This is a genomic window from Erwinia aphidicola, assembly GCF_024169515.1.
GTDB classification, from domain to species: Bacteria; Pseudomonadota; Gammaproteobacteria; order Enterobacterales; family Enterobacteriaceae; genus Erwinia; species Erwinia aphidicola.
In genome coordinates, this window is sequence record NZ_JAMKCQ010000001.1 from 1,826,913 (window position 1) to 1,840,765 (window position 13,853).

At 52.8% G+C, this 13,853-nt stretch carries 14 protein-coding genes; 6 read left to right on the plus strand and 8 right to left on the minus strand.

Annotation, left to right across the window (positions count from 1 at the left end):
- Positions 1–8: 8 nt before the first annotated feature.
- From galE to rfaD, 6 genes are read right to left on the minus strand one after another with little or no spacing between them, the layout of a single operon-like run.
- Positions 9–1,019 (minus strand): UDP-glucose 4-epimerase GalE, encoded by a 1,011-nt coding sequence (gene galE / locus J2Y91_RS08455; protein ID WP_133622311.1) that lies wholly within the window; start codon positions 1,017–1,019, stop codon positions 9–11.
- 1 nt (position 1,020) lies between these two features.
- Positions 1,021–2,262 (minus strand): O-antigen ligase family protein, encoded by a 1,242-nt coding sequence (locus J2Y91_RS08460; protein ID WP_133622310.1) that lies wholly within the window; start codon positions 2,260–2,262, stop codon positions 1,021–1,023.
- Entirely contained in the window at positions 2,262–3,452 is a 1,191-nt protein-coding gene (locus J2Y91_RS08465; protein WP_133622309.1) for a glycosyltransferase family 4 protein, read from the minus strand. Before J2Y91_RS08465 ends, J2Y91_RS08460 begins: the two co-directional genes overlap by 1 nt.
- Positions 3,449–4,417, minus strand: a complete 969-nt coding sequence (gene rfaC, locus J2Y91_RS08470; RefSeq protein WP_133622308.1) for a lipopolysaccharide heptosyltransferase RfaC — start codon at positions 4,415–4,417, stop codon at positions 3,449–3,451. The genes J2Y91_RS08465 and rfaC overlap by 4 nt, the downstream gene beginning before the upstream one ends.
- The gene (rfaF, locus tag J2Y91_RS08475) at positions 4,418–5,464 is read right to left on the minus strand and encodes an ADP-heptose--LPS heptosyltransferase RfaF (protein ID WP_133622307.1); all 1,047 of its coding nucleotides are present in this window, start codon (positions 5,462–5,464) and stop codon (positions 4,418–4,420) included.
- Positions 5,465–5,478: 14 nt separating this feature from the next.
- The gene (rfaD, locus tag J2Y91_RS08480) at positions 5,479–6,411 is read right to left on the minus strand and encodes an ADP-glyceromanno-heptose 6-epimerase (RefSeq protein WP_099754394.1); all 933 of its coding nucleotides are present in this window, start codon (positions 6,409–6,411) and stop codon (positions 5,479–5,481) included.
- Positions 6,412–6,641: 230 nt separating this feature from the next.
- Between rfaD and kbl the strand changes: the two genes are divergently transcribed.
- Positions 6,642–7,850, plus strand: coding sequence for a glycine C-acetyltransferase (kbl, locus tag J2Y91_RS08485; RefSeq protein WP_133622306.1), 1,209 nt, complete (start codon positions 6,642–6,644; stop codon positions 7,848–7,850).
- A complete protein-coding gene (tdh, locus tag J2Y91_RS08490) occupies positions 7,850–8,878 on the plus strand; it encodes an L-threonine 3-dehydrogenase (protein ID WP_099754404.1) in 1,029 nt (342 codons plus the stop codon). The genes kbl and tdh overlap by 1 nt, the downstream gene beginning before the upstream one ends.
- A 131-nt stretch (positions 8,879–9,009) precedes the next feature.
- On the opposite strand, the gene J2Y91_RS08495 is transcribed toward tdh, so the two are convergent.
- On the minus strand, positions 9,010–9,915 hold the full coding sequence (locus J2Y91_RS08495) for a divergent polysaccharide deacetylase family protein (protein ID WP_133622305.1): 906 nt from the start codon (positions 9,913–9,915) through the stop codon (positions 9,010–9,012).
- 2 nt (positions 9,916–9,917) lie between these two features.
- The gene (envC, locus tag J2Y91_RS08500; protein WP_048914246.1) at positions 9,918–11,225 is read right to left on the minus strand and encodes a murein hydrolase activator EnvC; all 1,308 of its coding nucleotides are present in this window, start codon (positions 11,223–11,225) and stop codon (positions 9,918–9,920) included.
- A 305-nt stretch (positions 11,226–11,530) separates the two neighbouring features.
- Here envC and J2Y91_RS08505 point away from each other — a divergent pair, with 305 nt between their 5' ends.
- The 4 genes from J2Y91_RS08505 (at position 11,531) to gpsA (ending at position 13,816) form a co-directional block, all read left to right on the plus strand.
- Positions 11,531–11,962, plus strand: a complete 432-nt coding sequence (locus tag J2Y91_RS08505; RefSeq protein ID WP_048914247.1) for a rhodanese-like domain-containing protein — start codon at positions 11,531–11,533, stop codon at positions 11,960–11,962.
- Positions 11,963–11,995: 33 nt separating this feature from the next.
- The gene (gene grxC, locus J2Y91_RS08510) at positions 11,996–12,247 is read left to right on the plus strand and encodes a glutaredoxin 3 (protein ID WP_048914248.1); all 252 of its coding nucleotides are present in this window, start codon (positions 11,996–11,998) and stop codon (positions 12,245–12,247) included.
- Positions 12,248–12,329: 82 nt separating this feature from the next.
- Positions 12,330–12,797, plus strand: coding sequence for a protein-export chaperone SecB (gene secB / locus J2Y91_RS08515; protein WP_048914249.1), 468 nt, complete (start codon positions 12,330–12,332; stop codon positions 12,795–12,797).
- A complete protein-coding gene (gene gpsA, locus J2Y91_RS08520; RefSeq protein ID WP_133622304.1) occupies positions 12,797–13,816 on the plus strand; it encodes an NAD(P)H-dependent glycerol-3-phosphate dehydrogenase in 1,020 nt (339 codons plus the stop codon). The genes secB and gpsA overlap by 1 nt, the downstream gene beginning before the upstream one ends.
- The last annotated feature ends 37 nt before the right edge of the window (positions 13,817–13,853 follow it).

Sequence of the window (13,853 nt, forward strand, 5' to 3'; positions counted from 1 at the left end):
CCATTTATCTAATCTTTAAAACCGTGTGGGTTTTTCTCTTGCCAGTTCCAGGTATCCCGCATCATTTGTTCTAAGCCACGTTTTGCCTTCCAACCTAATTGATCTTCGGCCAGATGAGTATCCGCCCAGCACTCTGCAATATCTCCTTCGCGGCGAGGCATAATGTTGTATGGGATACTTTTGCCGGAAATTTTTTCAAAGGCTTTCAGCATCTGCAAAACTGAATAGCCAACACCAGTACCTAAATTATAAGTATTGATGCCTGGAGCAATGTGTTCAAGAGCTTTCAAATGCCCCTCTGCCAAGTCCATGACATGGATATAGTCACGAACACCTGTACCATCGACTGTTGGATAATCATCACCAAAAATGGCCAGTTGAGGCAGTTTGCCACTGGCAACCTGGGAAATAAAAGGCATAAGGTTGTTAGGGATGCCGCCAGGGTCTTCACCTATTAAGCCTGATTCATGAGCACCCACAGGATTAAAATAACGCAATATAGTGACTGCAAATTCTGGGCTGGACTTAACAACATCACGTAAAATTTGCTCTACCATAAATTTTGATGTGCCATAGGGATTTGTTGTACCCCCTGTGCCTGAGTTTTCCGTTAAAGGAATTGCTTCGGGCGTGCCGTAAACTGTTGCTGAAGAGCTAAATATCAGGTTATATACTTGCGCCCTTCGCATCTCCTCAAGCAATGTTAATGTGCCAGTGACATTATTTTGGTAATACTCAAGCGGTTTTTTAACAGACTCACCCACTGACTTGAGTCCAGCGAAATGGATTACCGATGAAATTTTATGCTTTCCAAAAATTTCTTTAATAATACGGCGATCGTTAATATCACCTTGATAAAAAACGGCGCTACGACCAGTTATACAACTCACACGATCCAAAGCGACACTAGAAGAGTTTGTCAAATTATCAAGCACAATAACTTCTTTACTTTTTTCCAGTAGTGCTAGCGTTGTATGGGAGCCAATATATCCAGCTCCGCCAGTGATTAAAATAGTCAATTTAGCCACCTTGTTTATTGTTTAAGTTAATGATTTTTCTATTATTTATAGTGCTGTCAATGCATAGATAAAATGGAAGCAAAAGGATTAATGTCGTGACATAACGATGATCGATTAGTAGTGAATCAGTACTTCCATATAGCAAAGTAGGTGCCATTAACAGTAATGTTATAGTTGTGGAGCCTGTAAATCTGTATGAGGCATATATGGTGAAAATATAAAAAGCGAGTAGGATTATAACACCAAGTATCCCACGCAGTGTAATCGCTTCCAGCAGGTCATTGTGATAATGATATTTAATGACACGTAGTGCCTCGTGATTACCATTCTCATGATTATCAATGTATTGACGGGCAAGTGCATCTCGTCTATCGGCACTTTCCCCTAACATACTGCTACTAATAATTGAAAAGCCAGCTTTCCACATACTGAATCTTGAACCTAGCGAAGTGCTCTCATCATTATTTTTATACTCATTGTACTCGATAAATGAACGCTCTAATCTTTCCGTCGCAGTATGGATTCGTGGAAGAAATAAAGATATCGCACAAACAGTCATTACGGCCAATAAAACAAGGTTCTGTTTGTTAAAGAATTTTTCTTTCAATAATAGTAATAGTAAAATTAGTGGGTAAGTCAGCAAGACCGATCGTGTCTGTGTAAGTAATACAATATAACTACTTATCATCACAACGAAAATCACCGATATGCTTCTGTACCAACCATTGAGCTTTAAAGTGATATAAGTAGCTGCTAGTGAAATAATCACAAAAACATAGGCTGTCATAGTTGCGACTGTTTTCAATTCTAAGCGTCTATTAGGTACTGAAAGTTTAAAAGCAATTAATGTGGTATAAATAAATCCAATTGTTACCCAACTGTAAGCACCAAGCCATCCTTTATCAGATATCTTATCTCTATGAGAGATTAAATATATTGAAATTATTGTACCTAAAAACATCCTTTTCGCCGCTTCTCTATAATTCAGATCTATCTCATGTAACATTGTTGAACTAAAAATAACCGTCTGTAAATAGAGAGAGAAACTTAGTAGAAGGACAATGAATACTATAAATGTTGCATAATTCAATTGCGGTTTGGTTTTCTTTATAAAAAAATCTATCAATGCTATAGCTGCTGCAAGATAAAGCGCATTGCGGCATATTGTCGATGCTACTAAAGATGATGAGAGTGAAATACAGCTAAGCCATAAAACCAGTGTTGTTGTTTTAGAATGTTTCATTAGTTTATACTTCTATCTGATAATTCATTTTTTACATAATAGCTTAGCTTAGTATTAAATTCTGACATGAAGTCATTATAATCAAAATTTTCAGATGTATAGCGTTGCGCATTAGCGCTAAACTTAGCATAGGATTCCTGAAAAAGGAGTCGCTCTACAGCATCAGCACATGCTTTATGAGATAAAACCTGAGGTTCTATCAAAAAGTCATTAACAGGATCATACACCTTATGTGGAAAATCTATACTTACTCCGGATAATTTTTTATGTTCCTCTATGCTGACGGATGGTTTTACACCAATACCACAGTATTCATCACGGATGGCTTCAGGTTGTCCATCAATTAAAGGGAATACTACAGGTACTGAAAAATATAACGCTTCCATTGATGAAAGGCCAAATGGTTCTGTAACGGGTGTACTTAAATAAATGTCGATTCGATTAAAAAAATCTTTAGTGTTGTCTTGGAATCCGCTAAAAATTACTTTTTTTTCTAAATTTAACTTACTCGCTAGTTCCTCAAACGTCACTTGATCTGGACCTTTCCCTGCAATTTCAAGCATGACGTTATGACCGCGATTGATAAGCTCCTGCAGGGTCAGCAACATCACGCTAATTCCTTTTAAAGAAACAAGTCGTGATGCAGTCCCTAATTTCACACACTGTGAAAGTAATCTTGGAGAGGTATCTATACCGGAAGGTGTTTGGATTCGATTTAATACCACATCAACATTACATTTTAAGTTAAATCTTAGCTCCATTACTCTTTTTGATGCATGAGACACTGCAATAATTCCATCCAGCATGGAAAAGAAATTCAGTGTTTTTTTGTTTTTCGCATAACGCCATGAACATCCGTGGTCATAATATATTAACTTACCACGCTTAGGCTTACTTATGAGTCCTGGTACAAGATCCCAGACAATGATTACATCAGCACCAGTGCGTTCTATTTTCCACTGCAATAAATATTTGCGAAAAATTTGAGGGCAGCGTAGTGACAGTGCGTTAAAAATACGATTTGCGAAAGTAATTTTTGTCTTCGGCAGTTGTTTTTTAATTTCTTCACCGATGCTATTACTTATACAAATCACATTGTCATTATTGTCTTTATTTCCGTTGATGTACTGCAGAAAAAGGCGCTCTACGCCACCCATCTTCTCCAGGTTAATAATGTGAAGTTTTTTCATGACGCTACCTGCTGTAATGTATTCCATACCTGACTGGCACTAATCCCCGCCATCTCCTTCCCCGTTTCCGGGCGCAGTACATACTGATTCTTGCCATAACCGCCAATCAACCCCGGGTCCGTCGGGCCATAAAGGGTAATATTCGGTCGATCGAGGGCGGCGGTCAAGTGGCTAAGGCCGGTATCAACCGATACCACTGCACGCGCACCCGCCAGCGTGCGGGCAACCTGTTCCAGCGTCAGCTTAGGCAGGACCTCAACAAAGTCGAAGCCCTCGGCCAGCCTGAGTGCGCGCTGATGCTCATGCTCGGCACCCCAGGGCAATTTAATCTTTAGGCCTGAAGGCTGCATTAATCCGATCAGCTCACGCCAGTGGCTTTCCGGCCAGTGCTTATTATCGCGGGTGGTGGCGTGTAAAAACACCAGGTACTGGTTGGCATCAGCGGGCAGTTCGGCGGTGAAGTGCCGGGCAATGGCGTAGTCACCGGTAGTGGTGGGCAGGTCGTAACCAAGACTTTTGGCGAACAGTTCGCGGGTACGCTGCACCGCGTGCTGCTGCTTACTGATTTCGTAACGCTTATCGTACCACCAGCTGGCAAATGGCTCGCGTGCGCTATTTCTGTCTGCGCCGTGTTTGATACCTTTCGCCAGGCGCGTCACCAGCGCGGCGCTTTTAATCAGCCCCTGGGCGTCAATCACCGCGTCATATTCCCGCGACTGCAGTTCGCGTTTGAATGCGACCCGCTCTTCACGCACCTGGCTACCGAACCAGTGCTTACGCCAGCGGCGGATGGCAACAGGTAACACGCGGTCGACCGCCGGGTGCCAGGAAGGGATCTGGGCAAAGCCCTCTTCCACCACCCAGTCAAAGCGAATACCGGGAATGGCGTGCATGGCGTCAGTTAACGCCGGCAAAGAGTGAAGCACATCCCCCATGGAGGAGGTTTTAATTATCAGAACCCGCATTCAGACTCCAGGCCGGGGGCAAAGCGTTTCCAGCTCGGTCAGGACGCGTTCTGGAGTAATATCAATCAGGCTCTGGTGATAGCCTTCGGCGGCATCACCTTTACGCACTTTATGGTAACCCGTAATCAGGCGGATCACGCGTGCTTTATCGGAAAGTGGTGGGGTGAAATCCGGGCTGCTTGGGCCATACAGCGCGATCAGCGGGCGGTCGAGCGCGGCGGCGATGTGCATCAGCCCCGAGTCATTGCTGATCACGGCATGGCAGGCAGCCAGCAGGATGACTGCCTGCTCCAGCTGGGTTTTCCCGGCCAGATTACAGCAGTGCTGGCGTGACTCTTCAGCCAGCGAGGCGAGGATCGCTTCGCCGGTCTCAGCGTCTTTCGCCGAACCAAACAGCACCACCTGGTAGCCCTGATCGATCAGGCGCTGCGCTAGCGTGGCGTAGTGGTAGTGTGGCCAGCGTTTAGCCGGACCGAACTCAGCGCCGGGGCAAAAACCAACGATCGGGCGCTGCGGGTTAAGGCTGAATGCGGCAACGGTCGCCTGCTTCTCATCTTCCCCTACCGCCAGCTTAGGCCACAGCAGCGGCTGCGGTAGATCTTGCGCGCGCTGAATACGCGCCTTGTCATAGCCAAGCGCGACATAGCGCTGCACCATCAGCGGAAAAGCCGCTTTATCCAGCACGCGGACATCATTCAGCAGCCCGTAACGCATCTCACCGCGCCAGCCGGTACGGCGGGGGATGGCGGCGAAGAAGGGCACCAGCGCAGATTTAAATGAGTTTGGCAGTACGTAAGCACGCTCATAGCCGGCGGCACGCAGCGACTTGCCCAGACGACGGCGCTCGCCAATTTCCAGCGCGCCGTGGCCGAGCGGCATGGACAGCGCCTCGTGCACTTCCGGCATGCGTGATAGCAGAGGACGGCACCACGCGGGTGCCATCACATCGATTACGGCGTCAGGATTTTCGGCCTTCAGGGTGCGATAGAGACTTTGCGACATCATCATATCGCCGACCCATGACGGGCCGATTACCAGAGTTTTCATCGCCGGAAGGCCTCTTACGCGTTACGGTTCAGCCAGGCCATATACTCTGCCACGCCTTCGGCGACGGTTTTAAACGGCTTGTCATAGCCTGCCGCACGCAGTTTGGTCTGGTCCGCCAGGGTAAACGCCTGGTAGCGGCCTTTCAGCTTTTCCGGGAATGGAATGTATTCGATCTCGCCGCTCTGATGATATTTCAGGGCGGCATCGGCCACTTCCTGGAAAGATTCGGCGCGGCCGGTACCGCAGTTAAAGATGCCGGAGACCCCATTTTCCCAGAACCACAGGTTTACGGAGGCCACGTCTTCCACGTAGATGAAGTCGCGCTTAAAGCCGTCGCTGCCTTCAAACAGCTTCGGGTTCTCGCCGTTGTTCAGCTGGGTATTGAGGTGGAAGGCGACGCTCGCCATGCTGCCTTTATGGCCTTCACGCGGCCCGTACACGTTGAAGTAGCGGAATCCGCACACCTGAGACTGCGCCTCCGGCAGGATGTTACGTACGTAGTGGTCGAACAACATTTTCGAGTAGCCGTAGACGTTCAGCGGCTCTTCATACTGGCGCTCTTCGATAAAGTCAGCGTTGCGGCCGCCGTAAGTGGCGGCGGAAGAGGCGTACAGGAATGGAACCTGATGCTCCAGGCACCAGTGCAGCAGCTCTTTCGAGTACTGGTAGTTGTTATCCATCATGTATTTGCCATCCCACTCGGTGGTGGAAGAGCAGGCGCCTTCATGGAAAATGGCTTCCACATCACCGAAGTCTTCATCGGCGAGCAGTGAAATCAGAAAATCTTCTTTATCCATGTAGTCGGCAATATTGAGATCCGTCAGGTTGGCGAATTTAGTGCCATCTTTCAGATTGTCGACCACCAGAATGTCGGTGTGACCCTTATCATTCAGCGCTTTAATGATGTTGCTGCCAATAAATCCAGCGCCGCCGGTAACGATAATCATGAGCTTTAACCCTAATACAGTGGGGTGAAACAGGAGGTTTCACACGCTAATGGCTCTTATCATAACATCTCATTGCGCCCTCGACAGCCAGAGGAGTCCGTAACCCCCGCTGCTCAGCGTTATTTTCCGTGAGTTATGCTGCAAAATTCACATTCCCCCGCGTGGTTGTTCAAGCCTGTGCTTCACTTTCAGTAATCTGTATCGCAAAAAATGATTTCTGGAGGATAAAGGTGAGTCAGGATTTCTATCAACAGCTTAAAGGAGAGTTGGCCCGCGCGGAACAGGAAGGGTTGTTCAAGCGTGAGCGGCAGATTATCAGCGAGCAGCAGGCGGAGATCGTGCTGGCGGATGGCAGCAGGCTGCTGAACTTCTGTGCCAATAACTATCTTGGCCTGGCGAATCATCCCGCCTTAATCGCCGCGGCGAAAACAGGCATGGATACCCACGGTTTTGGCATGGCCTCGGTGCGTTTTATCTGCGGTACGCAGGACAGCCATCGTCAGCTGGAGCAGCAGCTGGCGGCGTTTCTCGGCATGGAAGATGCCATCCTCTACTCCTCCTGCTTTGACGCCAACGGTGGGCTGTTTGAGACGCTGTTAAGCAAGCAGGATGCGGTGATTTCCGATGCGTTGAATCACGCTTCAATCATTGATGGTATCCGCCTGTGTAAAGCGCAGCGCTACCGCTATGCCAACAACGACATGGCGGAGCTGGAAGCGTGCCTGCAGCAGGCGCAGGCGGCCGGAGCGCGCCATATTTTGATCGCCACCGACGGAGTGTTCTCCATGGATGGCGCGATCGCCAACCTGCGCGGCGTCTGTGACCTGGCGGAACACTACAAGGCGCTGGTGATGGTAGACGACTCGCATGCCGTCGGCTTTGTCGGCGAGCAGGGGCGCGGCAGCCATGAACACTGCGACGTAATGGGGCGGGTAGATATTATCACCGGCACGCTGGGTAAAGCGCTTGGGGGCGCCTCAGGTGGCTACACGGCGGCTAAAAAAGAGGTGGTGGAGTGGCTGCGCCAGCGCTCGCGGCCTTACCTGTTCTCTAACTCGCTGGCGCCCTCAATTGTTGCGGCCTCGATTCAGGTGCTGAATATGCTGGCGGACGGGCAGGGCTTGCGCCAGCGCCTGTGGGACAACGTGCGCTATTTCCGCAGTGCGATGAGCGCGGCGGGCTTTACCCTGGCCGGGGCCGATCATGCCATTATCCCGGTGATGCTGGGCGAAGCGCGGCTGGCGCAGGAGTTTGCCAGCCGCCTGCAGCATGAAGGGATTTACGTTACCGGCTTCTTTTATCCGGTGGTGCCAAAAGGAGAGGCGCGTATTCGCACCCAGATCTCCGCCGCGCACAGTCAGGCGCAGCTGGAACGTGCCGTAGCGGCCTTTGTGAAGGTGGGCCAGGAACTGGGCGTGATTGCCCAGCGGGAGGCATGATGAAGGCCTTAGCCAAGCTGCACGCTGAGCCGGGGATCTGGATGATTGAGGATGCGGCAATTCCGGAGCCGGGCCATAACGACGTGCTGATTAAAATCCGCAAAACGGCGATTTGCGGCACCGACGTGCATATCTACAACTGGGATGAGTGGTCGCAGAAGACTATTCCGGTGCCGATGATTACGGGCCATGAATATGTTGGTGAAATTGTTGCGCTGGGCCAGGAAGTGGCTGGCTTTCGCATTGGCGACCGCGTGTCCGGTGAAGGGCATATCACCTGCGGGCACTGCCGCAACTGTCGCGGTGGCCGCACGCATCTGTGCCGCAATGCGATTGGCGTCGGCGTCAACCGACAGGGCTGCTTTGCCGAGTATCTGGTCATCCCGGCGGTGAACGCCTTCAAAATCCCCGATAACATTCCTGACGATCTGGCGGCGATTTTTGACCCGTTTGGGAATGCGGTGCATACCGCGCTCTCCTTTGACCTGGTCGGCGAAGACGTGCTGATCACCGGTGCCGGGCCGATCGGGATAATGGCGGCGGCTATCTGTCGTCACGTTGGCGCCCGGCACGTGGTGATCACCGACGTTAACCAGTATCGGCTGGATCTGGCGCGCAAGATGGGCGTCACGCGGGCGGTGAATGTCAGCCATGAAAATCTGCCGCAGGTGATGGCGGAACTCGGCATGACGGAAGGGTTTGACGTCGGGCTGGAGATGTCCGGCGTACCGGACGGGTTTCGCGCCATGCTCGACGTGATGAACCACGGCGGGCGCATCGCTATGCTCGGTATCCCCCCTGCCTCAATGGCAATCGACTGGAATCAGGTGATTTTCAAAGGGCTGTTTATCAAAGGGATCTATGGCCGGGAGATGTTTGAAACCTGGTATAAAATGGCCGCACTGCTGCAGTCCGGGCTGGATCTGACCCCGGTGATCACCCACCGCTATCCGATTGCTGCCTTCCAGCAGGGCTTTGATGAGATGCGCTCCGGGCATTCAGGGAAAGTGATCCTCGACTGGAGCTAATTCAGACAGGGTCGACCAGAAAAGCGGGCGACCCCTATATTATTATGCATATCAGTGAGTTGTAGAGGCTGGTCCTCATTTTCGGTCAGCCCGGGTGGGTCTGACGGAAAAAAGGTCGGCCTCTACAGCGGCTATTTCCCGAAAAGGTTTTTCTTCAGGCTCTGCACCAGCGGATTGTTGCTGATGCTGTCAGCGATCACGCTCAGCGCACGCGTGGCCGGCACCGGTTTAACCGTCACCTTGCACACGTCTGCGCCGCGGAACGGATTACGCGGCTGCGGTTTTTCTGCCGGCAGCGGGCGATTGCTGCCGCGCTGCGGCTCGTTCAGCAGCTGGCTCGGGCGCACCAGGGTAATATCGGCGGGCAGCGTCGGCAGCATCTGCTGCAGCACGCGCACCGTGGTCGGATGCGGATGGCCGATGGCGATCGCGGAGCCATCGCGCTGCGCCAGGCGTACTGCTCGGGTAAACTGCTGGCGAATATCGGCCTCGTTCTGCGTATCGTCAAGGAATACGCGGCGCTTGATCACCTTCACGCTGGTGCCTGCGGCGGCGCGGGTTGACTGGCTGTTGCCGATGGTCATGCTGTCGAGGAAGTAGAAGTTGTAGCGATCCAGCACCTGCATCACTTTCTGCATTCCCGGCAGGCTGGAGGTCATCGCGCTACCCATATGATTGTTTAGCCCAACGGCAAACGGCACATCGGCGACGGCTTCACGCACGATGCGCGCAATCTCCTCGCTCGACATATCCGGGCGCAGCGTGTCTTTTTCCAGCGGCTGTTTGCTAAGCGGGGCCATCGGCAGGTGGATCAGCACCTCGTGGCCGCGCTGGTGGGCTTTGGTCGCCATCTCACGGGCGTGCGGGGCGTTGGGCAGCACCGCGACGGAGATGGCTGCAGGCATCTGTAATACCTGATTTTCCTGCGCGGGGCGATAGCCGAAATCGTCAATGACAATCGAAAGCTTACCGGCGTACACCGGGCTGACCATCACGATGGCGACCAGCAGACCGCTGAGTTTTCGGAGTTGAAACAAAACTATCTTCCTAACCACGGTAGTGGATTGACTGCCTGTCCCTGACGGCGGATTTCAAAATAGAGTGACGGCGTGCCGCGCCCACCGCTGGTGCCGACCAGCGCGATAGGCTGTCCTGCGCGGACCTGGGTACCTACGCTCACCAGCGCACTCTGGTTATAACCATACAGACTCATATCGCCTTTGCCGTGCTCGACCACGACCACCAGGCCGTAGCCCTGCAGCCAGTCGGCCATCAGCACGCGGCCATCGGCAATCGCTTTGACTTCGGTACCTTCCGGCGCGTCGATGACCAGTCCTTTCCAGCGCAGTTCCCCCTGCAGCTGCTCACCGAAGCGGTGTTCAATGCTGCCGCGGATCGGCCAGACCATCTGACCGCCCGGCCGACCAAGGCCGCCGGTGCGCGACATCAGCGACCGCTCGCTGTCGGTCGGTTTGTAGGTGGTGCCTTTGCTCTTCGCCTGCGCCTCACGCTGGCGAACTTTTTCAGCCTCGCGCGCTTCACGTTCCGCCCGCGCCTTAGCTTCACGTTCGGCCCTGGCGATTTTATCCTGCAGGCGGCTTTCGTTCTGACGCAGCTCAACCAGCTGGGCCTGATCTTTCTCCAGCGAGGATTCGAGCGTGGTGATGGTTTTCTTGCGCGCCTGGCGAGCGCTTTCCAGCTTCGCCTGCTGCGACTGCTGCTGTGCTAATAGCGACTTCTGCTGGGCCTGCTTATCCACCAGGCTGGCTTTCTGCGCAGAGAGATCGCTGCGCGTTTGCTTGAGGTCTTCAATCGATTTCTGGCGCGCCTCATTGAGGTAGCCGAAATAGGCCAGCATACGTTCGCTGCGCTGGCTCTCTTCATTGCTGAGGATCAGCTGCAGCCCGCTGTGCTGGCCCTGGCGGAAAGCGGCATCCAGCTGCTCAGCCAGAATCGATTCCTGCTGGGTCTGCTGCTGCTGGAGTTGAGTAATGGAGGCATTAAGCGCGGAAATCTCTTTATTCAGCGTGGTGAGGCTGCTCTGCGTGTCGCGCAGCTGGCGGCTGGCCTGGGCAATGACCTTCTCCTGGCTCTGCAGCTGGTCAAGGAGCTGGCTGCGCTGCTGCTTTTGCAGCCTGACGCTTTTCTCTTTTGCCGCGATATCCTGTTGAATACTTTGCAGCTGAGACTTGTTGTCTTCTGCCGCGAGAGCGGAAAAAGAGAACAGCAGGGCGCTGGTACAGAGTACCCCGACTGCCAGATTGGACATGCTTACGCGCAGTGGCAGGGCAGCAGCCTGCTGTTTACGCGGGGTCCATGAATGTAACACTGTCGCTTTTTCCCTCATAGCCCCGGATTATTCCACGATGAACAGCAGCTTACCAGCCATCTCGCGCTGGTTTTCTATTACTGACGGTAACATTTCCGCCAGATCCGATGCCACAAAAAGCCCTGATTGCACAACAATTCGCCGCTTAAGAACGCAGCGTCGCCATCACAGGATAGCTGCTTTCACTTAAGGCAACTTTTTTTTGTAATCTGTCGCAGAAAACATCACTCTGAGGCTCTACGCGACTGTACATGGCACTCCTGGCAGGTATACTCAGAAGCCTTGTTTTAGCTTATTAACCCTTTCGGGAGTTGTTACCCCTCATGCAAGATATTATGCAGTTCGCAGGCAATCACACCATTTTAGCTCTGGCGTGGGTTGTTCTGCTGGTTTTGGTGATCGTGACCACCGTTAAGGGCATGTTCTCCAAGGTAAAAGTAATTAGCCGTGGTGAAGCAACCCGTTTAATTAACAAAGAAGAAGCCGTGGTAGTGGACGTGCGTGGGCGCGATGATTACCGCAAGGGCCATATTTCTAATGCGATTAATGTGCTGGCCGCAGATATCAAGAAAGGTAGCTTCGGCGAGCTGGAAAAATATAAAGCCCAACCGCTGATCGTGGTGTGTGCTACCGGCACCTCCGCATCCGATTCTGCGGCGCAGCTGAATGCTGCAGGCTATGAGCAGGTTTACGTGCTGAAAGAAGGCGTATCCGGCTGGAGCGGCGATAATCTGCCGCTGGTGCGCGGTAAATAAACCGCGCGCAATAACGATTACTGGAGGGCCACCATGGCTAACGTTGAGATCTACACCAAAGCAACCTGTCCTTTCTGCCATCGGGCGAAAGCACTACTGAGCCAGAAAGGCGTGAATTTCAAAGAAATTCCAATTGACGGGAATGCTGACCTGCGTGAAAAAATGATTGAACGTAGCGGCCGGACCACGGTGCCTCAGATTTTTATTGATGCACAGCACATCGGCGGCTGTGACGACCTGTTTGCACTCGACGGTCGTGATGGCCTTGAACCGCTGTTAAAATAAGGGAAGGCTGCGCATCTGGCGCACATTGCCTGACTATTGCTGCAGCGCAATAACGGATTATTAACCAATAGGATTACGTACCATGTCAGAACAGAACAACACCGATATGTCTTTCCAGATCCAGCGTATCTACACCAAAGATATCTCTTTCGAAGCGCCTAACGCGCCACAGGTTTTCCAGAAAGAGTGGGAGCCGGAAGTGAAACTGGACCTCGACACCGCGTCAAGCCAGCTGGCTGACGATGTGTATGAAGTGGTACTGCGCGTCACCGTGACCGCAACCGTCGGCGAAGACTCTGCGTTCCTGTGTGAAGTACAGCAGGCAGGTATCTTCTCTATCGGTGGTATCGAAGGCACGCAGATGGCACATTGCCTGGGCGCTTACTGCCCTAATATTCTGTTCCCGTATGCACGTGAGTGCATCACCAGCCTGGTATCACGCGGTACTTTCCCGCAGCTGAACCTTGCACCGGTTAACTTTGACGCGCTGTTCATGAACTATCTGCAGCAGTCTGAAGGTGAAGGTGCAGCACAGCAGCAGGACGCTTAATGCGTAGCCTTCATGCTTCTATGAGCGTCATCGGTGCCGGCTCGTACGGCACCGCTTTGGCGATTACGCTGGCGCGTAACGGCCATGACGTGGTGCTGTGGGGCCATAACCCGCAGCACCAGGCGCAACTGCAGGCCGACCGCTGTAACACCGCTTTCCTTCCCGATGTCCCTTTCCCCGCTACGCTCCACCTTGAAACCGACCTCGCTGCGGCGATTGCGGCCAGCCGCGACCTGCTGGTGGTGGTGCCAAGCCACGTGTTTGGTGACGTGCTGCAACAGATTAAGCCGCATCTGCGCGCTGATTCGCGCATTGTGTGGGCTACGAAAGGTCTGGAAAAGGAGACGGGCCGCTTGTTGCAAGACGTGGCGCGTGAGATCCTCGGTGACGCTATTCCGCTGGCGGTGATTTCCGGCCCGACTTTCGCCAAAGAGCTGGCCGCTGGCCTGCCAACGGCGATTGCGCTGGCAGCGACGGACACGCAGTTTGCCGAAGAGCTGCAGCAGCTGCTGCACTGCGGTAAAAGCTTCCGCGTGTATAACAACCCTGATTTTATCGGCGTGCAGCTGGGCGGAGCGGTGAAAAACGTGATCGCTATCGGCGCTGGCATGTCGGACGGTATTGGCTTTGGCGCCAATGCCCGCACCGCGCTGATTACCCGCGGGCTGGCCGAAATGAGCCGCCTGGGTGCCGCGCTGGGCGCAGATGCCACGACGTTTATGGGCATGGCCGGGCTGGGCGATCTGGTACTCACCTGTACCGATAATCAGTCGCGTAACCGCCGCTTCGGCATGATGCTGGGGCAGGGTGCCGATGTTGAAGGCGCACAGGCCACGATTGGGCAGGTGGTGGAAGGATTCCGCAATACCAAAGAAGTGAAGGCGCTGGCTGCGCGGTTCGGCGTGGAAATGCCCATTACCGAGCAGATTTATCAGGTGCTTTACTGTGGTAAGAATGCGCGTGAGGCGGCAACCAGCCTGCTCGGGCGCACAAGGAAGGACGAAAACAGCGGGAGCTGACCGGGTTCATCGTGTTGTGATGCTGGCGCCCAGACGG